The organism is Desulfoluna spongiiphila (assembly GCF_900101345.1).
Taxonomy (GTDB): domain Bacteria; phylum Desulfobacterota; class Desulfobacteria; order Desulfobacterales; family Desulfolunaceae; genus Desulfoluna; species Desulfoluna spongiiphila.
On the sequence record NZ_FMUX01000022.1, the window covers coordinates 63292 to 83148 of the forward strand.

Annotated in this window: 23 protein-coding genes and 1 tRNA gene; all 24 read right to left on the reverse strand. The window is 55.7% G+C overall.

All coding sequences use genetic code 11. The features are described 5' to 3' along the window. Nucleotides 1-7 precede the first annotated feature (7 nt). The 24 genes from rpsQ to rpmG all read right to left on the reverse strand — a co-directional run bounded on the left by rpsQ (nt 8) and on the right by rpmG (nt 19846). Complete coding sequence (gene rpsQ / locus BLQ12_RS22530; protein WP_092214382.1) at nt 8-265, reverse strand: 30S ribosomal protein S17; 258 nt, start codon at nt 263-265, stop codon at nt 8-10. Between the two features lie 30 nt (nt 266-295). Continuing rightward, nucleotides 296-478 (reverse strand): 50S ribosomal protein L29, encoded by a 183-nt coding sequence (gene rpmC / locus BLQ12_RS22535; RefSeq protein WP_092214383.1) that lies wholly within the window; start codon nt 476-478, stop codon nt 296-298. Then, nucleotides 478-891 (reverse strand): 50S ribosomal protein L16, encoded by a 414-nt coding sequence (gene rplP / locus BLQ12_RS22540; RefSeq protein ID WP_092214385.1) that lies wholly within the window; start codon nt 889-891, stop codon nt 478-480. Before rplP ends, rpmC begins: the two co-directional genes overlap by 1 nt. Before the next feature lie 40 nt (nt 892-931). Next, on the reverse strand, nt 932-1579 hold the full coding sequence (gene rpsC / locus BLQ12_RS22545; protein WP_092214387.1) for a 30S ribosomal protein S3: 648 nt from the start codon (nt 1577-1579) through the stop codon (nt 932-934). An 18-nt stretch (nt 1580-1597) separates the two neighbouring features. Beyond that, on the reverse strand, nt 1598-1933 hold the full coding sequence (rplV, locus tag BLQ12_RS22550) for a 50S ribosomal protein L22 (RefSeq protein WP_092214389.1): 336 nt from the start codon (nt 1931-1933) through the stop codon (nt 1598-1600). 34 nt (nt 1934-1967) lie between these two features. Next, entirely contained in the window at nt 1968-2246 is a 279-nt protein-coding gene (rpsS, locus tag BLQ12_RS22555) for a 30S ribosomal protein S19 (protein ID WP_092214391.1), read from the reverse strand. Nucleotides 2247-2301: 55 nt separating this feature from the next. Then, entirely contained in the window at nt 2302-3129 is an 828-nt protein-coding gene (rplB, locus tag BLQ12_RS22560; protein ID WP_092214393.1) for a 50S ribosomal protein L2, read from the reverse strand. Nucleotides 3130-3143: 14 nt separating this feature from the next. Beyond that, the gene (locus tag BLQ12_RS22565) at nt 3144-3431 is read right to left on the reverse strand and encodes a 50S ribosomal protein L23 (protein ID WP_092214396.1); all 288 of its coding nucleotides are present in this window, start codon (nt 3429-3431) and stop codon (nt 3144-3146) included. Next, a complete protein-coding gene (gene rplD, locus BLQ12_RS22570) occupies nt 3428-4051 on the reverse strand; it encodes a 50S ribosomal protein L4 (RefSeq protein WP_092214398.1) in 624 nt (207 codons plus the stop codon). Before rplD ends, BLQ12_RS22565 begins: the two co-directional genes overlap by 4 nt. 76 nt (nt 4052-4127) lie before the next feature. After that, entirely contained in the window at nt 4128-4760 is a 633-nt protein-coding gene (rplC, locus tag BLQ12_RS22575; protein WP_092214400.1) for a 50S ribosomal protein L3, read from the reverse strand. 18 nt (nt 4761-4778) lie between these two features. Continuing rightward, nucleotides 4779-5087, reverse strand: coding sequence for a 30S ribosomal protein S10 (gene rpsJ, locus BLQ12_RS22580; protein ID WP_092214491.1), 309 nt, complete (start codon nt 5085-5087; stop codon nt 4779-4781). 17 nt (nt 5088-5104) lie between these two features. Then, nucleotides 5105-6301: an elongation factor Tu gene (gene tuf, locus BLQ12_RS22585; protein ID WP_092214402.1), complete on the reverse strand. Its 1197-nt coding sequence runs from the start codon at nt 6299-6301 to the stop codon at nt 5105-5107. Nucleotides 6302-6434: 133 nt separating this feature from the next. After that, entirely contained in the window at nt 6435-6905 is a 471-nt protein-coding gene (gene rpsG / locus BLQ12_RS22590) for a 30S ribosomal protein S7 (protein WP_092214404.1), read from the reverse strand. Nucleotides 6906-6958: 53 nt separating this feature from the next. Next, the gene (gene rpsL, locus BLQ12_RS22595; RefSeq protein ID WP_092214406.1) at nt 6959-7330 is read right to left on the reverse strand and encodes a 30S ribosomal protein S12; all 372 of its coding nucleotides are present in this window, start codon (nt 7328-7330) and stop codon (nt 6959-6961) included. Between the two features lie 156 nt (nt 7331-7486). Then, nucleotides 7487-11923 carry a DNA-directed RNA polymerase subunit beta' gene (gene rpoC, locus BLQ12_RS22600; protein WP_092214408.1) on the reverse strand — a complete coding sequence of 1479 codons (4437 nt, stop codon included), beginning with the start codon at nt 11921-11923 and terminating at the stop codon, nt 7487-7489. Nucleotides 11924-11933: 10 nt separating this feature from the next. Further along, nucleotides 11934-16034, reverse strand: a complete 4101-nt coding sequence (gene rpoB, locus BLQ12_RS22605) for a DNA-directed RNA polymerase subunit beta (protein ID WP_092214411.1) — start codon at nt 16032-16034, stop codon at nt 11934-11936. A 128-nt stretch (nt 16035-16162) separates the two neighbouring features. Then, on the reverse strand, nt 16163-16546 hold the full coding sequence (gene rplL / locus BLQ12_RS22610; RefSeq protein WP_092214413.1) for a 50S ribosomal protein L7/L12: 384 nt from the start codon (nt 16544-16546) through the stop codon (nt 16163-16165). 73 nt (nt 16547-16619) lie between these two features. Next, nucleotides 16620-17150: a 50S ribosomal protein L10 gene (gene rplJ / locus BLQ12_RS22615; protein WP_226860100.1), complete on the reverse strand. Its 531-nt coding sequence runs from the start codon at nt 17148-17150 to the stop codon at nt 16620-16622. A gap of 221 nt (nt 17151-17371) precedes the next feature. Continuing rightward, entirely contained in the window at nt 17372-18076 is a 705-nt protein-coding gene (gene rplA, locus BLQ12_RS22620) for a 50S ribosomal protein L1 (RefSeq protein ID WP_092214418.1), read from the reverse strand. Nucleotides 18077-18106: 30 nt separating this feature from the next. After that, the gene (rplK, locus tag BLQ12_RS22625) at nt 18107-18532 is read right to left on the reverse strand and encodes a 50S ribosomal protein L11 (RefSeq protein WP_092214420.1); all 426 of its coding nucleotides are present in this window, start codon (nt 18530-18532) and stop codon (nt 18107-18109) included. 28 nt (nt 18533-18560) lie between these two features. Further along, nucleotides 18561-19091 (reverse strand): transcription termination/antitermination protein NusG, encoded by a 531-nt coding sequence (gene nusG / locus BLQ12_RS22630; RefSeq protein ID WP_092214422.1) that lies wholly within the window; start codon nt 19089-19091, stop codon nt 18561-18563. An 18-nt stretch (nt 19092-19109) separates the two neighbouring features. Further along, the gene (gene secE, locus BLQ12_RS22635) at nt 19110-19493 is read right to left on the reverse strand and encodes a preprotein translocase subunit SecE (protein ID WP_092214424.1); all 384 of its coding nucleotides are present in this window, start codon (nt 19491-19493) and stop codon (nt 19110-19112) included. A 60-nt stretch (nt 19494-19553) separates the two neighbouring features. Then, nucleotides 19554-19630, reverse strand: a tRNA-Trp gene (locus BLQ12_RS22640). A gap of 66 nt (nt 19631-19696) precedes the next feature. Next, nucleotides 19697-19846 (reverse strand): 50S ribosomal protein L33, encoded by a 150-nt coding sequence (gene rpmG / locus BLQ12_RS22645; RefSeq protein WP_092214426.1) that lies wholly within the window; start codon nt 19844-19846, stop codon nt 19697-19699. Nucleotides 19847-19857: the final 11 nt, after the last annotated feature.

The window sequence follows — 19857 nt, forward strand, 5'->3', positions numbered from 1 at the left end:
TTCTTTATCAAACCGCCTTTTCAACAATCTTACTGACGCGGTGCCGTTTGCTTTTGCTCAGCGGTCTGCATTCGCAGATAACCACCTTGTCGCCAATCCCGCAAGCGTTCTCCGCATCGTGGGCTGCATATTTGTTATGGCGCTTGATATATTTCTTGTAAAGAGGATGCTTCACCAGCCTTTCCACAAGAACGACGACGGTTCGATCCATCTTATCGGACACCACAGTTCCCTGCAGCTGTCTCTTCATTCCTCGTTTTTTCATAGCGGTAACTAGTCTCTACCTTTAGAAAGTTCAGTTTTCCCGGATGACCGTCTCGACCCTGGCGATGTCCCTGCGCACACTCTTCAGCGTGGAGGTCTTCTCAAGCTGACCGACACCATGCTGGAAGCGCAGGTTGAAGTGCTCTTCCTTGAGGTCCTGAAGTTTTGCCTTCAGATCATCCTTGCCCATGGCACGAATATCTTTGATCTTCATTAGTAGTCGCCCCTCTCAATGAAACGTGTCTTAATGGAAAGCTTGTGGGCGGCAAGACGCATGGCTTCGCGAGCCAGATCTCTGGGAACACCTTCGAGTTCATAAAGGATCTTGCCGGGCTTCACAACGGCTACCCATGCCTCGGTGGAACCTTTACCTTTACCCATTCGGACTTCGGCAGGCTTCTTTGTGATGGGCTTGTCCGGAAAAATCCGGATCCACATCTTTCCGCCACGCTTGACGCGGCGGTTCATGGCAATACGGGCGGCCTCAATCTGGCGCGCGTTGACGTACCCGCACTCCAGGGCCTGCAGCCCGAATTCGCCGAAGCTGAGGGTGGAGCCACGGTAGGCTTTCCCCGTCATTCTTCCACGCTGCTGCTTTCTGAATTTGACCTTTTTAGGACTCAGCATTTGGAAACTCCTTCATTATCCTGTCAAAGCAAGGGACACATCAGTCCTTGCTCAGGATCTCTCCTTTGAAAATAAACACTTTGATGCCGATGACCCCATAGGTCGTATGGGCTTCGGCAAAGCCGTAGTCGATATCCGCACGGAGGGTATGAAGGGGCACCCTGCCTTCCCGGTACCATTCGGTACGGGCCATTTCCGCGCCGCCGAGTCGACCGGCACAGATAATCTTGATGCCCAGAGCGCCGAAACGCATGGCTGAGGAAACGCACCGCTTGATGGCGCGGCGGAACGCAACACGACGCTCCAGCTGGAGGGCCACGTTTTCAGCCACCATCTGAGAATCGAGTTCGGGACGTTTGATCTCCTGGATGTCGATCATCACGTCACGTTTGTCCCCACCGGCAGAAATCAGCTTCACCAGATCGGTTTTCAAGAGACCGATCTCAGAGCCCTTCTTGCCGATGACGATCCCGGGGCGGGCAGTGTGAATGCGGAGACGGATCCTCTTGGAGGATCGCTCAATCTCTACCTTGGAAATACCGGCATGGTACAGTCGCTTTTTGAGAAACTTGCGGATCCGGAAATCTTCCATGACAAAATCCGCATACTGCTTGTCGGCGTACCAGCGGGAATCCCAGGTCTTGTTGATTCCGAGTCTAAGTCCTATTGGATTTACTTTCTGGCCCAACTTATTATCTCCTTTTCGTTACGCCTCATCAGCCACGACGACTGTGATGTGACTGGTTTTCTTCAGGATGCGTGATCCTCTGCCGCGCGCTCTGGCCCTGAATCTCTTCAGACTGGGCCCCTGGTCAACCGTGATATTTTTAATAAAGAGAGCGTCAACGTCGAGTTCGTTGTTGTGATCGGCGTTGGCGACAGCTGACCGCAGAGTCTTTTCGACGATTGCAGCGGCTTTCTGAGGCATAAATTTGAGCGAATTGATACCCGCTTCAACGGGCTTCCCCTTCACGGCGCCGAGTATCTTCCGCACCTTCTGAGGAGAAATTCGCACATACCTTGCTACAGCTTTAACCTCCATTGTAAGTCATCCTCTACTTAAAGGTTGCGGGGCGCTATTTGCCCTTGGTCTTTTTATCAGCCGCATGCCCCCAGTAGGTGCGTGTCGGTGAAAATTCCCCCAGTTTATGTCCTACCATATTCTCGGTAACAAATACCGGAATAAACTTTCGACCATTGTGTACTGCAAGCGTCAACCCTACCATTTCGGGGAAAATGGTAGATCGTCTCGACCATGTCTGGATGACCTGGTTGGATCGGCTTTCCTGAGCCAAGAGCACTTTCTTGACAAGCTTTGCATCAACAAACGGCCCTTTCTTAAGCGAACGTGGCATTTTGTCTCCTGTTCTTAATCTTTCAATTACCCGTACTAGCTTTTACGTGAGCCTGTTACTTCGTGCGTCGCTTCACGATGTAGCGATTGGTGGTCTTGTTCTTTCTGGTGCGGTAGCCCTTGGAGGGTACGCCCCAGGGTGAACAAGGGTGACGGCCGCCGGAAGAGCGTCCTTCACCACCACCCATGGGATGGTCAACAGGGTTCATGGCCACACCACGCACGCTGGGACGAACGCCCATCCAGCGGGTTCGGCCAGCCTTGCCCTTGTTGATGCTGCTGTGCTCTGTATTACCAAGTCGCCCGATGGTCGCCTTGCACTTGGCAAGGACCATGCGTACTTCACCGGAGGGAAGTCGAACCATCGCGTAGGCCTTCTCTTTGGCCATAAGCTGTGCAAAGGTACCGGCGCCGCGGACAACCTGTCCGCCTTTGCCCACCTTGAGCTCAATGTTGTGGATCTGGGTACCCAGGGGAATGCTCTCCAGGGGAAGGCAGTTCCCGGGCTTGATGTCGGCCTCGGGGCCTGACATGATCTGATCGCCCACATTGAGGTTGATGGGCGCCAGGATGTACCGCTTCTCGCCGTCGGCGTAGTGAAGCAGGGCAATCCGTGCGCTACGGTTGGGATCGTATTCGATCGTTGCTACTTTAGCAGGGATACCGACTTTGTCACGCTTGAAGTCGATGACCCTGTAATGTCTCTTGTGTCCACCACCCTTGTGACGGCAGGTAATCCGGCCGTTGACGTTTCGACCGCCGCTTTTCTTCAGGGGCCGAAGCAGACTCTTTTCGGGTTTGTCGGTGGTAATCCCTTCAAACGTCGAATATTCCTGGTGCCTGCGGCCAGGTGATGTCGGTTTGGTTTTTCTAATTGCTGCCATTTATCGCTCCCGGTCTATACGCCTTCAAAGAATTCAATGGTACTTCCAGGCACCAGCGTCACAATCGCCTTTTTCCAGTCCTTGCGCTTTCCGACGATTTTGCCTCTCTGCTTGACCTTGCCCTTCACGTTGACCGTGCGGACATCTTCCACGCCGACTTTGAAGATCTTCTCGACAGCCTTCTTGATCTCAATCCGGTTGGCCTTCGGGGCGACTTCAAAAGATACCTGGTTCAGCGTCTCTTTCTGAATGGTGGTCTTTTCCGTGTTCAACGGCTTGATAATGATATCGAATGTGTTCATGCTGAAAGCCTCCCTTCGATTCCCTTGATGGAAGACTCAAGCAGGAGCAACTTGTTGTACTTGAGAATATCATACACGTTGAGGCCCTCGGTTCGAATCACCTTGATGCCTTTGATATTGCGCGATGACAGCTCGAATTTGATATCTTCCGCATCCGTCACGATCAGGGCATTGTCGACCTTGAGGTCGGCAAGGGCCTTGACAACGGTCTTGGTTTTGATCTCGTCCACCCCAAAGGTGTTGACCACCATGAGGTTGTCACCCTGCAAACGGCTTGAAAGGGCCATTTTCAGTGCAAGCCTTCGCACTTTCTTGGGCACTTTGTAGGCCCAGCTTTTGGGCTGGGGCCCGAAGATCACTCCCCCCCCGCGACGCAGGGGCGACTTAACGGAGCCGGAACGAGCGTTACCGGTACCCTTCTGTCGGTAAAGCTTCTTGGTGCTACCGGTAATATCGGAGCGGTTCGTAACGGATGCAGACCCGGCACGCCGGTTGGCCAACTGCATCTTGACCACTTCGTGAAGGACACTTCCTTTTACGGCTACATTGAAGATATCGTCCGCAAGCTCAGCCTGCGAGACCTTATCTCCTGTAACATTCAGTACATCAACGACAGCCATAACTTCCCTCGTTTTTTATTTTCATGCACCCACTTCGCAGGGTCCCTGCGGTTGGGCACACGTTGATGTTCATCGTTTACTTGCCAAACTTCGGCTTCTTGATCTCAACAAGACCGGACTTGGCACCGGGAATGCATCCCTGAATCAGGACCACATTCTCGTCGGCACGGATGTCCACGACGGTCAGGTTGCGAACGGTCTTTCTGACGCCGCCGTACTGTCCGGGAAGCTTCTTTCCTTTAAAAACCTTGGCAGGCCAGGCGCTGCAACCGATGGAGCCAGGGGCCCTGTGGTTACGGCAACCGTGGGTCTCAGGGCCGCGGGAGAACCCGTGACGCTTGATGGTGCCTGAAAAACCGCGTCCCTTGGAGGTACCGGTTACGTCCACGATCTCACCGACCTCGAACATCTCGGCGGTGATTTCCTGGCCCAGGGCATACTCGGCGGGGTCGGCCACTTCAAACTCACGGACATCGGCATAAAAGCTCTCGCCACTCTTGGCGAAATGGCCCTGAAGGGGCTTGGTGGTGTGCTTGGCTTTTTTCTCACCGAATCCGAGCTGAACGGCGTTGTACCCGTCCGTATCCACGGTTTTGATCTGAGTTACGACGCAGGGGCCTACCTGTACTACAGTGACGGGGATGTACCTCCCGTCTGAGGAGTAGACGCCTGTCATCCCCAATTTTTTACCCAAAAGTCCTCTACTCATTGGTAATATACCCCTTAACTACAGTTTAATCTCTACATCGACACCGGGCGAAAGATCCAGCTTCATCAGAGCGTCCACGGTCTGCTGGGTAGGTTCGAGAATGTCCAGCAGTCTCTTGTGGGTTCTGATCTCAAACTGCTCACGTGATTTTTTGTTCACGTGGGGTGAGCGAAGAATGCAGAATTTGTTGGTACGCGTGGGCAATGGAATAGGCCCGCAGATCTTTGCGCCGGTCTTCTTGGCTGTGTCGACAATATCAAGGGCTGATTTGTCGAGAAGCCTGTGGTCGTATGCCCTGAGTCTGATCCTGATTTTGGTATTGATCATCATGATTTGGTTACCACCTATTCAATAATTTCAGATACGACGCCAGCACCAACGGTACGACCGCCTTCGCGGATGGCGAAGCGGAGCTCTTTTTCCATGGCGATGGGGCTGATCAGTTCAGCAATGATGGCGGTGTTGTCGCCGGGCATAATCATCTCAACGCCTTCGGGAAGGTTCAGGATCCCGGTGACGTCGGTGGTGCGGAAGAAGAACTGGGGACGGTAGCCGGAAAAGAACGGGGTATGGCGGCCGCCTTCCTCTTTGGAGAGGACGTAGATCTCTGCTTTGAACTTGGTGTGGGGAGTGATGCTGCCGGGCTTGGCTACAACCTGACCACGCTCTACCTCGTCACGCTTGGTGCCGCGGAGGAGAAGGCCTACGTTGTCGCCGGCCATGCCTTCATCGAGGAGCTTGCGGAACATCTCAACACCGGTACATACGGTCTTGGCGGTGGGACGGATACCCACGAGTTCCACTTCGTCGCCGGTGTGGATCACGCCACGCTCGATTCGACCGGTAACAACGGTACCACGACCGGAGATGGAGAAGACGTCCTCAATGGGCATGAGGAAATCTTTGTCGGTGTCGCGCTCGGGCTCGGGGATGAAGCTGTCGCATGCGTCCATGAGCTCGAAGATGCAAGCAGCTGCTGCGTCTTCGTGGCTGTCGGCTTCCAGGGCACGCAGGGCGCTGCCGCGGATGATGGGGGTGTCGTCTCCGGGGAACTCGTACTTGGAGAGAAGCTCCTGAAGTTCCATTTCGACGAGCTCGATGAGCTCTTCGTCATCGACCATGTCGCATTTGTTGAGGAACACAACAATACGGGGAACACCAACCTGACGGGCAAGCAGGATGTGCTCACGGGTCTGGGGCATGGGGCCGTCGTCTGCGGACACAACCAGGATCGCACCGTCCATCTGGGCGGCGCCGGTGATCATATTCTTAATGTAGTCGGCGTGACCGGGGCAGTCGACGTGTGCATAGTGACGGTTGGGAGTTTCGTACTCCACGTGAGCGGTTGCAATGGTGATGCCGCGCTCTTTCTCTTCCGGTGCCTTGTCGATCTCGTCGAAGGCAACGGCTGCGCCTGCTCCGGCTCGGAGGGCGTTCTGCTTGGTAATCGCAGCGGTGAGCGTGGTCTTGCCATGGTCAATGTGACCGATGGTACCGACGTTTACATGCGGTTTGGAACGTTCAAATTTTTCTTTTGCCATGGGTTGTTTTTTCCTCCTCCGACCTGGCGGGTCGGATTATGATGGTGTTTGCTTTCATGCAGGCGGACATAAAGCGCTTTTCAAGGCTTCACTCACACAGTGCAATCGGTCGCGTAACAAAATTGGATCCGGATTACCACCTGTAGTGGGCGAATGCCTTGTTTGCGTCTGCCATCTTGTGGGTGTCTTCACGCTTCTTAACGGAAGCACCGCGGTTGCTTGCTGCGTCCATCATCTCGGCGGCCAGCTTGGCAGCCATGGACTTTTCAGAACGCTTGCGGGAATACTCAATGACCCAGCGCATGGCAAGAGCCCTGCGTCGGGAAGGGCGAATCTCGGTGGGGACCTGGTAAGTAGACCCCCCTACCCTTCGGGATTTAACCTCAATGGCAGGTCGCACGTTTTCAAGGGCTTTTTCGAATATTTCAAGGGGCGGCTGGCCGCTTTTTTCCTTGATGATATCAAAGGCGCCATAGAAAATTTTCTCAGCGGTGCTCTTCTTCCCATCGAGCATAATGGCCGCCACGAAACGTGAAACAAGCTCACTGTTGTATCGGGGATCGGGCATTACCGGTCTATGGGGAACTTCCCTTCTTCTTGGCATAGCTTCTCACTCTTTGAACAAATCTTGGTTAACGAATCAGATGGAGAGTCGTTTTACTTCGGCTTGCGTGCGCCGTACTTGGAGCGACTCTGCTTCCTGTCTTCCACACCCAGCGTATCAAGGGTACCCCTTACAATAGTGTAACGGACACCCGGAAGGTCTTTCACTCGACCACCTCGAACAAGAACAACGGAGTGCTCCTGGAGGTTGTGGCCGATACCGGGGATATAGGCGGTAATCTCCACGCCTGTGGTGAGGCGAACCCTGGCCACCTTCCTGAGTGCTGAGTTTGGTTTTTTCGGAGTCGAAGTATACACACGAGTACAGACACCACGCTTCTGAGGCCCACCCATCAGGGCTGGCGTGCTGGTCTTTTTCTTCGCGCGCGTTCTTCCTTTCCGGACCAACTGGTTAATCGTAGGCATTTCGTACCAAACTCCTTTAATTGTTTGTCATTTTCCTAAAACGCAAAATACGGCATGATACATATACCATCCCGTTTTGTCAAGGAATAATTTCCTTACCCATTTGTAGCCAAGGCGGGCCTCCCCAAGAAAACCCGGAGAAACCCGCCTTTTTTTTTAAAGATCGATGACGTTGCTCTCTTCAACAACCTCTTCGAGGTCGCTCTGCACTTCAATATTTCGGTACTGAGCGATGCCGGTACCGGCAGGAATCAGCCGGCCCATGATCACGTTTTCCTTGAGACCGCGGAGGGTATCCACCTTGCCGCGGATGCCCGCTTCGGTGAGGACCTTGGTGGTCTCCTGGAAGGAGGCAGCCGAGATGAAGCTGTCCGTGGACAAGGAAGCCTTGGTGATCCCGAGGATCAGAGGCTCGCCCTGGGCGGGCTGAGACCCCTCTTCCACGAGGGCCCTGTTCACGTCGGCAAACTCGGTGCGATCCACATGCTCTTCCATGATGAAGTTGGAGTCGCCGGAGTCGGTGACTTTTACCCGCTTCATCATCTGGCGGACGATCACCTCGATGTGCTTGTCGTTGATGCGGACGCCCTGAAGGCGGTAGACCTGCTGGACCTCGTCCACCAGGTAGCTGGCCAGAGCCACTTCGCCCTTGATGTTCAGGATGTCCTGGGGGTTCTCGCTGCCGCCGGTGAGTTTTTCACCCGCACGGACGTAGTCCCCTTCGTAGACGTTGATGTGGCGCCCCTTGGGAATCAGGTATTCGCGCTTCTCGTTCACCTCGGCGTTGGTCACGGTGACCTTCTGCTTGCCTTTGGTGCCCTTGGCGATACCCACATACCCGTCAATCTGGGTCAGGACAGCGGTCTCTTTGGGCTTGCGCACCTCAAAGAGCTCGGCCACGCGGGGGAGACCCCCGGTGATATCCTTGGTCTTGGTGGTGGCACGGGGAAGCTTGGCGATGATGTGACCCGCTTTGACCTCGTCGTGTTCCTCCACCAGAATAACCGCCTCAACGGGCAGGCTGTAACGGGCCAGGGCCCCGCCGCCCAGCTGCACGGTCTTGTTGTTCTCATCCTTAATAGAGATACGCGGCCGGGCATCGCCCAGACGGCTCTCGATGATGGTTCGACTGGACTTGCCGGTAACGGGGTCGAGCTTCTCCTGCATGGTCTTGCCGGACTCGATGTCACCGAACTTGACCTTGCCGGACACCTCCGTGATGATGGGCACGGTGAAGGGGTCCCAGGAGGCCAGGAGCTGCCCGTTGTCCACGGAGGCCCCGTCTTCCACCAGAAGGTGGGCACCGTAGATGACGTGGTGCTTCTCGCGCTCACGGCCGGTGTCGCTGACGATGGAAAACTCCCCGCCGCGCCGGTTCATGACAATGAGCTCCCCGTCCTGGTTCTTTACCACCTTCAGGTCGTCGAGGAACTTGATGTTGCCGTCGACACGCGCCTTGATTTCAGCGACCTCAACCTTCCGGCTCGCCGTACCACCGATGTGGAAGGTACGCATGGTAAGCTGGGTGCCGGGCTCGCCGATGGACTGGGCAGCCATGATCCCCACGGCCTGTCCGATTTCCACGGTGTCCCCGTGGGAGAGGTCTCGGCCGTAGCACTTGGCACACACCCCGCCTCGGGTCTTGCAGGTGAGAACGGAGCGGATCTTGAGGCTGGTGATGCCGGCATCTTCCATGATGGTAAGGATCTTTTCATCGATCTCAACACCCTCTTCCACCAGCACCTCATCGGTGAAGGGGTCGTAAACGTTCTCCAGGGTGGTTCGACCGAGGATACGCTCGCCAAGACGCTGAATCACCTCACCGCCCTCCATGAGGGCCTCCACTTCAATGCCCATGGTGGTGCCGCAGTCGGGCTCGATGACGGCGCAGTCCTGGGCCACGTCGGCCAGGCGGCGGGTCAGGTAACCGGAGTTGGCCGTTTTAAGGGCCGTATCCGCCAGACCCTTACGGGCACCGTGGGTAGAGACGAAATACTGGAGAACCGACAGGCCCTCGCGGAAGTTCGCCTGGATGGGCGTTTCGATGATCTCCCCGGACGGCTTGGCCATGAGGCCTCGCATACCGGCCAGCTGACGCATCTGGTCCTTGGAGCCTCGGGCACCGGAGTCGGCCATCATGAAGATGGAGTTGATGTTATCGATGTTGCGGGTGTCCAGGCGGATGTCGTGCTCTCCCTTTTCGGGGAGAATCACGGGCACCTTGGGCTCGCTCATGGTGTCCATCATGGCGTTGGCGATGTCGTCCGTGGCCTTGGCCCAGATGTCCACCACCTTGTTGTACTTCTCGCCCTGGGTAATGAGACCCTCGGCGTACTGCCGGTTGATCTCAACCACCTTGTCCTCGGACTCGTGCATGATGTCCCACTTGTTGCCGGGGATTACCATGTCGTCGATGGAGATGGAGAGACCGCCGATGGTGGAGTAGCGATACCCCAGGTTCTTCAAGCGGTCCGCCAGGAGCACGGTGGCCTTGGGGCTGATGTAGCGGTAGGCAAAGTCAATGAGGTCCCGTGATGCCTTCTTGTCCATCACCTTGTTGATCATGGCAAAGGGGATGCCCGGCCGGCGGTTGGCCACGTAAAAGACGTGATGCCCGCCCGAGGTTTCGATGACCTCGCTGAAATCCCCCACCTCCATGGCGAAAAGGACCTCCAGGGTGTCGTCGTCGATGCGAAACACCTTGCGCATCTCCTCGTGGTCCATGTAGCCGATGTCCCCGCCGCGCTTCTTGTCGGAGCTTTCGGAACGGGACACCAGTTCGGCAAACGGGGTGCCGGAGGCCAGAGCCGTGCGGATCTCTTCAGCCTTGTCGCGGTCTTTGAGCACGATGCGGCGGAAGCTCAGCTCGGGGTGGGACGGAATGATGTCCCAGAGAAGGGTCCGGCCCACGGTGGTTTCCATGAACTCACCTGCCATGCGCACCTTGATGGCGGCGTGCAGGCCGAGCTTGCCGTGGTCGTATGCGGTACGCACTTCGTCAAAGCTGCCGAAGGTGGTCCCTTCCCCGCGGGCGCCGTCCACCTGGCGGGAGATGTAGTACAGACCAAGGACAATATCCTGGGTAGGCACGATCACCGGCTGGCCGTTGGCAGGGGACAGGGTGTTGTTGGAGGCCAGCATCAGAACACGGCACTCCACCTGGGCTTCGATGGACAGAGGAAGATGGACCGCCATCTGGTCCCCGTCAAAGTCGGCGTTGAAGGCGGTACAGACCAGGGGATGCAGCTGAAGGGCCTTGCCTTCCACGAGCACGGGCTCGAACGCCTGGATGCCCAGACGGTGAAGGGTGGGCGCACGGTTCAGCATCACCGGGTACTCTTTTACCACCTCATCCAGAGTGTCCCAGACCTCGGGCACCTCGCGCTCCACCATCTTCTTGGCGCTTTTGACGGTGGAAACCAGGCCCTTTTTCTCCAGGCGATGGTAGACGTAAGGCTTGAACAGCTCCAGGGCCATCTTCTTGGGAAGACCGCACTGATGCAGGCGCAGGCTCGGCCCAACGGTAATAACGGTACGTCCGGAGTAATCCACACGCTTGCCGAGAAGGTTCTGGCGGAACCGGCCCTGCTTGCCCTTCAAGGTATCGGAAAGGGACTTCAGGGGCCGCTTGTTGGTGCCGGTGACCACACGGCCGTGACGGCCGTTGTCGAACAGCACGTCCACGGACTCCTGGAGCATCCGCTTTTCGTTGCGCACGATGATGTCCGGCGCCTTAAGCTCCATGAGGCGGCTCAGGCGGTTGTTCCGGTTGATCACACGGCGGTAGAGATCGTTCAGATCCGAGGTGGCGAATCGGCCGCCTTCCAGGGGAACCAGGGGTCGCAGGTCCGGGGGAAGGATGGGCACCACGCTCATGATCATCCAGATGGGGTCCACGCCGGAGTTGTAAAAGGCGTCGACGATCTTGAGCCGCTTGCTGAGTTTTTGCTTCTTGGCCAGGGATGTCGTGGTCTTGAGCTCTTCGCGCAGATCGTTGTAGATCTGCTCTAAGTTCAGCTCCTCAAGGAGGGTCCGCACCGCTTCGGCGCCGATCCCCACCTCAAAGGCCTCCTTGCCGTACAGGTCCAGGGCCTCGATGTATTTGTCATCGGAGAGGAGCTGGTACTTGGTAAGACCGGTCTCCTTGGGGTCCATGACGATGTAGCTGTCAAAATAGAGGACCTTCTCCATGTTCTTCAAGGTGATGTCCAGAAGGTTGCCGATCTTACTGGGCAGGCTCTTCAGGAACCAGATATGGGCCACGGGGGTGGCCAGCTCGATGTGGGCCAGGCGCTCACGACGCACCTTGGACTGAATGACTTCAACGCCACATTTTTCGCACACCACACCGCGGTGCTTCATGCGCTTGTACTTGCCGCAATTGCACTCATAGTCCTTGGTGGGACCAAAGATCTTGGCACAGAACAGGCCGTCACGCTCAGGCTTGAACGTACGGTAGTTGATCGTCTCTGGCTTCTTGATCTCCCCGTGGGACCACTGCATGATCTGCTCGGGAGACGCCAGGGCAATCTTTACGCCGGAGTACATCTTGGGATCTATCGGCTTGGCGAAAAAATCGTATAGGGTTTCCAATATCTGCTCCTTAGTTAGTGCCTTCCATTAAGGTTACGTCCAGTCCGAGGCTCTGCAGTTCTTTGGTAAGAACGCGGAAGGATTCAGGCATTCCCGGTTCCAGAACGGCTTGCCCCTTCACGATCTTCTCGTACATACGGGTACGACCGGCCATGTCATCGGACTTGACCGTAATGAACTCCTGAAGTGCATGGGACGCACCATACGCTTCCATGGCCCAGACCTCCATCTCCCCGAGACGCTGGCCACCGAACTGTGCCTTACCGCCCAGTGGCTGCTGGGTAACAAGGGAGTAGGGACCGATGGATCGGGCGTGGAGCTTGTCGTCCACCAGGTGGTGGAGCTTCAACATATACATGGTGCCGACCGTCACTTCGCCGTCGAAAGGCTCACCGGTCCGGCCGTCAAACAGACGGGCCTGGCCGGAGGTTTTGTACTCCGCCTCTGTCAGGTAGTGCTTGATGTCTTCTTCTTCGGCGCCATCAAAGACCGGGGTGGCCATGTGGACCCCGCGACGATAGTTTTCCGCAAAAGTATAGATATCCTCCCCTTCCAGGCTGTCCATCATCTGATGGTCGGCCTCTCCGGTGAAGATTCGTTTCAGTTTGGTTCGCAGGGCATCGGCTTTCTTCTCGTCGATGAGATCGGCGATCTGGTTGCCGAGCCCCTTGGCTGCTCTCCCCAGGTGGATCTCAAGGATCTGCCCCACGTTCATACGGGAGGGAACCCCCAGGGGGTTCAGGATCATGTCCACCATGGTGCCGTCTTCGAAGTAAGGCAGGTCTTCCTGGGGAAGGACGCGGGAGACCACACCCTTGTTCCCGTGTCGGCCCGCCATCTTGTCGCCCACGGAGAGCATGCGCTTCATGGCGACGTAGACCTTGATCATCTTGATGACGCCGGGAGGAAGGTCATCCCCCTTCTCGTAGCGCACCACCTGGTCTTCAAAGGTCTTCTTGATCTTGTCGATCTCTTCGTTCTTGCGATCAAGGATCTCGTTGACCCGCTCGGTGACGGTGTCGTCGTCCAGGATGATCCCCTCCAACTGAGAGAGAGACACCTCGGCAAACATCTCACCGGTAATGACGGTATCGGCAGGAATCACGACCTTCTTGGCTTTGCGCAAGGGGGTGGGGCAGCTCTTGCCCACCACCATGGCCTCGATCATCTCGCGGGCTGTCTTTTCAATCACCTCGATCTTGTCGTTGCGATCTTTTTCAAAGCCTGCAATCTCATCGTCCTCGATGTGACGCGTCCTGTCGTCCTTGTCCACGCCGCGGCGGGAAAAGACCTTGGCGTCCACCACGGTGCCGGTGACGCCGGGGGGTACCCTCAAGGAGGTGTCCTTCACGTCCCCTGCCTTCTCGCCAAAAATGGCGCGAAGCAGCTTCTCTTCGGGAGAGAGCTGGGTTTCGCCCTTGGGCGTGATCTTGCCCACGAGGATGTCCCCGGGGTTGACCTCGGCGCCCAGGCGGATGATCCCGCTGTCGTCGAGATCCTTTAAGGCCTCTTCACCAACGTTGGGGATGTCCCGGGTGATCTCTTCCTTGCCCAGCTTGGTGTCACGGGCCACCACCTCGAACTCTTCGATGTGGATACTGGTGTACACCCCGTCGCGGACAATGGCTTCGGAGACGAGGATGGAGTCCTCAAAGTTGTAGCCGCCCCAGGGCATGAAGGCCACGGTGACGTTCTGGCCCAGGGCCAGTTCGCCCTTCTCGGTGGAAGGACCGTCGGCCAGGACCTCGCCTTTTTTCACCTTCTGACCGTTGACCACGATGGGTCGGTGGTTAAAGCAGGTGTTCTGGTTGGACCGGATGAACTTGGAGAGGTTGTAGATGGTCACCGGGTTGAACCCGGGTTTCTCCATGTCCACCTCGTGCTGGAGCACAATGCGCTCGGAGTCCACTTCCACCACAGTCGCGTCGGCCTCGGCCACGATGGCCACGCCGGAGTCGCGTGCCACAACACCTTCCACACCGGTGCCCACCAGGGGCGCGCGGCTCTGGGTCAGGGGCACGGCCTGACGCATCATGTTGGAGCCCATGAGGGCTCGGTTGGCGTCATCGTTTTCCAGAAAAGGAATCAGAGAGGCCGAGACACTCACCAGCTGGTTGGGGGAGATGTCCATGAGCTCGATCTCTTCGCGCTCCACCATCTCAAATTCCCCCTCCACGCGGGAGGTCACCAGGGCGTTGACGTAGTTGTTGTCATCGTCCATGGGCGCGTTGGCCTGGGCAATGGGCAGGGCCTTCTCTTCGAAGGCGCTGAGCATGCGGACCTCATTGGTCACATGGGAATCGTTGACCACACGGTACGGGGTCTCGATGAACCCGAAGTCGTTGACCCGTGCGTAGGTACACAGCGAGACGATGAGGCCGATGTTGGGGCCTTCAGGGGTCTCGATGGGGCAGATTCGACCGTAGTGGGACGGGTGCACGTCACGGACTTCAAAGCCTGCGCGCTCACGGGTCAGACCGCCGGGTCCCAGGGCCGAGAGACGACGCTTGTGTGTGGTCTCCGACAAGGGGTTGGTCTGGTCCATGAACTGGGAGAGCTGGCTGGTGCCGAAGAACTCCTTGACCACGGCGGACACCGGCTTGGGGTTCACCAGGTCGTGGGGCATGAGGGCGTCGACTTCCTGCATGCTCATGCGCTCTTTGATGGCACGCTCCATGCGGACCAGACCGATGCGGTACTGGTTCTCCAGGAGCTCGCCCACGGCGCGGACGCGTCGGTTGCCGAGGTGGTCGATGTCGTCCACCACACCCTGGGTGTCGCGGAGCTGGACCAGGGTCTTGGCGGTGAGGAGAATGTCCTCCCGTCGCAGGGTCTTGATATTGATATCGGTGTTCAAGCCCAGGCGGTGGTTCATCTTGAGACGGCCAACCCCTGAGAGATCGTAGTAAGCCTCTTTGAAGAAGAGGTGGTCGATGAACTCCTGGGCGACCTCGGGCGTAGCCGGGTTGCCGGGCCTGAGGCGGCGGTAGATCTCAACGAGGGCCTCTTCCTTGGTGTTCACCTTGTCGGCCACGATGGTCTTTCGGATGGCATCCGAAGAGTACGCCGTGTCCTGATAGAGCAGTTCGAACCCGGTCACGTTGGACTCGGTGATGCGTTCCAGCACCTCTTCGTCCACCAGGTCCCCTGCCATGGCAATAACTTCGCCGGTCACCGGGTCCACCAGACGGGTGGCCAGGCCGCGCTGATCAATGTCATCGGGGCTCATGGGCAGGGTCTCGGTGCCCAGGGCCTTGAGCTGCTTGATGGCGCGCTTGGTGAAAAGGCGCCCCTGCTTGACGATGACCTCACCGGATTCGGGATCCGTGACGTCTTCGCTGGCGCGCTGGCCTTTGAGGAAATCTTCGTTGAAAACGCGCTTGAACACGCCGCCTTCAAGGAGAATCTTCTCTTTGGCATAGAAATAGGTAAGCAGGTCTTCGTTGGAGTACCCGAAGGCCTTGAACAATACGGTAACGGGAAACTTCCTGCGGCGATCGATGCGAATGTAAACGATATCCTTGGGGTCGACTTCCATGTCGATCCAGGAACCACGCACGGGAATGATCCGTGCCGAATAGATGATCTTGCCGCTGGAGTGGGTCTTGCCTTTGTCGTGGTCAAAAAAGACACCGGAGGACCGGTGGAGCTGGCTCACCACGACACGCTCGGTGCCGTTGATGATAAAGGTTCCCCGCTTGGTCATGAGGGGAATGGTGCCGAAGTAGATCTCCTGTTCTTTGATGTCCCGGATATTGGAGATACCGGCGTCCTTATCAATGTCGTAGACAACGAGGCGAACGCGAATCCTGAGGGAGATTTCATACGTCATCCCACGCTGGATACACTCCTCCATGGAGTGCTTGATCTCACCAAAAGAATACGACACGTATTCAAGGGAAGCGCTACCTGTAAAGTCCTTGATGGGGTAAACGGACTTGAAGACTGCCTGGAGACCTATATCCTCCCTCTTCTCAGGCGGAACGTCCATCTGCAGAAAACGGTTGTAAGAATCTCGCTGCATACCGATAAGATCAGGAATCTCAGCGATTTTATGCTTCCCTCCGAAATTCTTCCTTAATCGCTTTTTCGCCAAGGGGCTTCCAGTCATATCATCTCCAAATTTTTTGTTGAGACTGCAGAAACAGGATTAGCGGATTAAAAGGCAGGCACAAGTGCCCGCCTTTCATCCGCAAAGGTGATAGTAATTGGGTATGGGTAGGCTTATTAAGCGTATAACTACTTAAGTTCAACCTGGGCGCCAGCTTCTTCAAGCTGAGCTTTGACTTTTTCTGCTTCGTCTTTGGCGATGCCTTCTTTAACGGGCTTGGGAGCTTCGTCAACGAGAGCCTTGGCTTCTTTGAGACCGAGGCCGGTGATGGCGCGGATCTCTTTGATCACGTTGATCTTCTTGTCGCCGGGGGCGGTGAGAATGACGTCGAACTCGGTCTTCTCTTCAGCAGCACCACCTGCTTCGCCAGCAGGACCAGCAGCCATCATGGCAACGGGAGCGGCAGCAGAAACACCAAACTTATCTTCAAGTTCCTTAACGAGCTCGGAAAGCTCGAGGACAGTCATGTTTGCGATAAACTCAATTACGTCGTCTTTGGTAATATCAGCCATTGTCTTATAACCTCCAGAAAAACTTATCTTGTTCTAATGTATCGATTGTGTCGTAAAGGGAAACCCGCGCAAATTACGCCGCTTCCTTCTGATCCTTGATGGCCGAAAGGACATTGACCATCTGACGGGGGACTTCGGCAAGTACGCGTACCATACCTGTGGGCACCGCGTTCATGGCGGAGAGCACCTGGGAGAGGAGAACCTCGCGAGACGGCAGCTCAGAGAGCGCCTTGAGGCCATTCATATCCAGGGTCTTGCCTTCCATGACGGCTGCCTTGATCTCCATCTTCTCGTTGTCTTCGACAAACTTGGAGAGGATCTTGGCAGGAGCCACCGGGTCATCAAAGCTGATGGCGATGGCCGTGGGGCCTTTGAAGGAGTCGGTAATGAGCGCTGCGTCGGTCTCTTCGGAAGCACGCCGGAGCAGGGTGTTCTTGGCAACGTGGAACTCGACACCGACCTTGGTAAGTTCGGCCCGGAGTTTCGTCACGGTAGCCACGTCCAGTCCCTTGTAATCCGTCGAGATGACGATGGCGGACTTCGCAAGCTTTTCGTGCAGGCTATCTACTACAGCCTTTTTCTTATCCAGATTCAATTCTTTCACACCTCCTTTAAGCAGATTTTTCTACATGAGGTGCCAACTGTACCAAAACGAGTGTCTCGGTAGGCCGGCCTCGCCGATTAAACACGGTGAACCTAACGTGTGCACCTACTGTCTGTGACATATATAGAACCCAAACCTGGCCGCACGCAGTGCGGCAGGCGGGTTATGCCCAAATGAAAAAATCGATATAGTATATACCTTGAGCGAATCAAAGGCAAGATCTATTTTGCAGCATCTTTCAGAGCGGCGGGATCGACCCGGTAGCCGTGGCCCATGGTGGACGACACGGTCAGGCTCTTGAAGTAAGCCCCTTTGGCTGCAGAGGGCTTGAGCTTGGTGAGCACCTCGAGGAGTGCCACCAGGTTTTCGGTGAGCTTTTCAGCACCGAAGGAGATCTTTCCGATGGGGGCATGGATGATACCAGCCTTTTCCACGCGGAAGTCGATCTTACCAGCCTTGAGCTCTTCAACGGCCTTGGCCACGTCGAAGGTGACGGTGCCGGTCTTGGCGTTGGGCATCAGGCCACGGGGACCGAGAACGCGCCCGATCTTGCCGACCACACCCATCATGTCAGGGGTGGCAATGGCCTTGTCGAACCCGAACCAGCCGCCCTGGATCTGCTCTACGAGATCCTGGCTTCCTGCGAAATCGGCACCGGCGTCCAGGGCCTCTTTCTCTTTTTCGCCCTTGCAAAATACAAGGACCTTCACCTCTTTGCCGAGCCCGTGGGGAAGGATGCAGGTGCCACGCACCATCTGATCCGCATGACGGGGATCAACCCCGAGTCGGATGGCCACGTCCACGGTTTCGTCAAACTTGGCGTATGCGTTGGAAACAGCTGCCCCAACGGCTTCGGCCAATTCAAACTTCTGCAGGGGCGTTACATCTTTCCCAGCTTCTATGTATTTTTTACCACGCTTTGGCATCGTACCCTATTGCTCCTTATCTAAATTCAATTAGACGACGTCAATTCCCATGCTTCGGGCTGTGCCTGCAATGATTTTGCTTGCAGCCGCGAGATCGTTGGCGTTGAGGTCTTCCATCTTGATCTTGGCGATCTCTTCCACCTGATCCATGGTAATTTTTGCGACCCTGTTGCGAAGGGGATCGCTAGAGCCCTTCTGAAGCTTGGCTACCTTTTTCAGAAGCACAGATGCCGGAGGGGTCTTGGTGATGAACTTGAATGTTCTGTCGGCAAAAACGGTAATCACCACCGGGATGATCATGTCAGGCTCTTCATTGGCGGTTCGTGCGTTGAACGCCTTGCAGAAGTCCATGATGTTCACACCATGCTGACCAAGCGCAGGACCAATGGGTGGTGAGGGGTTGGCTTTGCCGGCCTTTACCTGTAATTTTATCTGTCCAATAACTTTTTTTGCCATTGTACTTACTTACTCCCGATAGTGAATGCTATAACTTCGTTACCTGAACAAAGTCCAGTTCAACTGGCGTAGCACGTCCAAAGATACTCACCAGCACTTTGATCTTTCCCTTTTCAGGATTGACTTCTTCTACCGTGCCGTTGAAATTGGTGAAGGGCCCGTCGATCACGCGAATTTCGTCGCCAGTTTCAAATAGAAATTTTGGTTGAGGCTTCTCTTTACCCGCCTCCATGCGGTTCAGGATCTTTTCCGCCTCCTCCTCGGAGATCGGCGCAGGCCTGTTCCTTCCACCCAGAAAACCGGTGACTTTCGCAGTGTTGTTGACGATGTGCCAGGTATTGTCGTTCAGCTCCATTCGGACAAGGATGTAGCCCGGGTAGAATTTCCTTGAAGACTCACGCCGCTTCCCTTTGACCAGTTCAACCACCTGCTCGGTGGGAACAACGATCTCCTCAAATTTCTCCTTGAAGGGTGATACGGCTATCCGCTCTTCCAAGGCAGCTTTGACCTTGTTTTCAAAGCCCGAGTATACGTGAACCACATACCATTTTAGAGCCACTGAACTATCTCCTCGGTTTTAGTGAAGAACGAGACTGATTAGGCCCTTTAAACCCACATCGACCAAGCCCAAAAAGGATGAGATGATAATCACCAGAACAATGACCACCGATGTGGAGGCAATCGTCTGCTTCTTTTCAGGCCAAACAACCTTTTTTGTCTCTAATTTCACCTCGTTAAAGAAAGTTTTCACCTTCTCAATCAAACCAGGCTCATTATTGATTCCGGTTGTCTTCACCGAATAATGAGCCTTGGTCTGAATCTGCTTTTTCTGATCAGGTAACTTCTTTGACGAGGGCCCTTGGTCCGCCAGAACGTCAGCTTGTGTTTCCTTGCGAAGCTTTTGCTTCTCCTTTTGCTTCAGTTTCTGGCTATCTGTCTTTTTGCGCTGTATACGACCCATACCTCTCCTTCTATATCTGTCGATAGGGAGGTCCCAGGGAGCCCCTCTAATCAAGGTTTGTGGCAGGTCAGGAGGGACTCGAACCCCCAACATTCGGTTTTGGAGACCGACGCTCTACCAATTGGAGCTACTGACCTGCAAGGTAAACCTTTTTCAAGCGACCGGGGTGAATTCGGTGGGACCCACCCCGGCTATGGACCTGATTACTTCGTCTCCTTGTGAGCAAGATGCTTCTTGCAGAAGGGACAGTATTTCTTAAATTCAAGCTTGTCAGGCGTCGTACGCTTGTTTTTTGTCGTGGTGTAGTTTCGCCTTTTGCACTCGGTGCAGGCGAGAGTCACTAGAGTTCGCACTTATCGGCTCC